Origin of the sequence: Marinifaba aquimaris, from assembly GCF_013328345.1 — a bacterium.
Classification (GTDB): domain Bacteria; phylum Pseudomonadota; class Gammaproteobacteria; order Enterobacterales; family Alteromonadaceae; genus Marinifaba; species Marinifaba aquimaris.
In genome coordinates this window covers 1-1,621 of the sequence record NZ_JABULX010000066.1, presented here as the reverse complement: position 1 = coordinate 1,621, position 1,621 = coordinate 1, and the positions used below count along the sequence as shown (strand labels likewise).

The following is a 1,621-nucleotide window of genomic DNA, read 5'->3' as shown; positions in this document are numbered from 1 at the left end:
TTTGGGCTATTTAAGCCCAATGGGATATGAGCAACGATACGCTTAATATGATGTCCACTTTTGGTGGGTAAGACCAGTTTTCAATTGAATGTCAATCAAACTATTAAAGAGCAATATATATTTTAATACGGGTAGATAAATTAAGAGATGAGCTGGCTTAGAAGTTATTTTCTATATTTTTACTTTCATATGTCCAAAAGAAGCCATGAAGAAAAACCTTTCCCACCTAGAGGTTTTGCAGCAATGACCCTTCTGGTAATGACATTTTTATCATATGCTTTTTTGGGTGCCATAAATGCATTGTTCTACCAGTTTGTAACAGATGATTTATTGCATGATGGAACTGGAGGGAGGTATTCAATGTCTCCAATAATGCTAATCGCTATCCTTATTGCAGCATTGATGTCGTACTTAGTTTGTTGCTATAAAATAGAATTTGATGAAATAGAAGAAAGGCTTCGTCATACAAAGTGGTTAAGTACTCGTTCAAAACTTAAGCTATCTTCCTTAATGTGCTTAAGTTTTGTTATTACAATTTTAATGTTTAATGCTTTTTATCCACTAAATCAAACCTAACAAGCTGTTAAATAAGGATAAATTTCACTGTGTCGTTTTTTGCTTTCCTGCTTCGCAGGCAAAAATCAACCCAGCAAAATTTACCTATTAACAGGGCGTTAGGCTATCAAATAAGTAGCACCAATCAGTTGTAGCTGTCGGTTATTTTTACACTGTTTGCAAGACAAAATTACAATCAACAAAAAAATCAACGACATACAAGATGGCATAGATGCTGCTAATGCTGGATATATTAAATTGGAGGTAATAATGAAGAAAACTCTTTGCTTATTTATCTTAATGTTCACTGGGGTAGCTAACGCGGGGCTAATCAGTATAGATTATGTTTTCGCTGATAGAAGCCTAGAATTCAATGGTGCTACCAAAAATACCGGCGGTATTGAGATGTCTATTATCGTTGACACAAATACTGCAAACTTGGGAACAGGTTTTGGATACTGGCAAAACTTTTATGATGTAGATGTGTTTTTTACCTCTACCGGCTTAGGATTAACCAACGAAAAAGTTGTATCTGATACATATTTGTTTTTTGGCAGCACGGTTTTTGGTTTTACTGACACGGTTGGCGAGTTTAGTACAATATTTACCGCCTACGGTGAAGCGTCGAATTTAGCTTTTGGTAGCCAGTTTGATTTGTCAACATTGATTGTCCCACAAGGACCATTGGCAGCTATAGGCAATGAGTTGCGTACGGCAAACGATATTGTTTTTGCAAATGGAGATAGAATTACAGGGGGTGGTACTATTTCTTTAGCTAGCACAACAACAGTCTCAAACGCTGCTAGTGTGCCAGAGCCAGGCTCTCTTGCTCTATTGGGTCTAGGTTTGGCAGGTGTTGGATTTTCACGGAAAAAGAAAAATCGCTAATAAGAAGGCCAAGTTAATCCAAAAGCCTCGATTCTAATCGGGGCTTTTTTATGCCTAACAAAAAGCTGCAGCGGACCTTTGGCCGCTGAGCTTGACGTTAGGCATCGGACTTACCCAAAAAAAGTGGACATCTCTTATAGTTAGATAAGAGGTGATTTATGACCAGTAAAAAGAAAAA

2 protein-coding genes are annotated in these 1,621 nt (G+C 37.2%); both read left to right on the top strand.

Going from position 1 to position 1,621, the window contains the following annotated elements; translation table 11 throughout:
• Positions 1 to 147 precede the first annotated feature (147 nt).
• Positions 148 to 576 carry a hypothetical protein gene (locus tag HR060_RS19065; protein ID WP_174201853.1) on the top strand — a complete coding sequence of 143 codons (429 nt, stop codon included), beginning with the start codon at positions 148 to 150 and terminating at the stop codon, positions 574 to 576.
• Between the two features lie 156 nt (positions 577 to 732).
• Entirely contained in the window at positions 733 to 1,443 is a 711-nt protein-coding gene (locus tag HR060_RS19240; RefSeq protein WP_217434983.1) for a PEP-CTERM sorting domain-containing protein, read from the top strand.
• Positions 1,444 to 1,621: the final 178 nt, after the last annotated feature.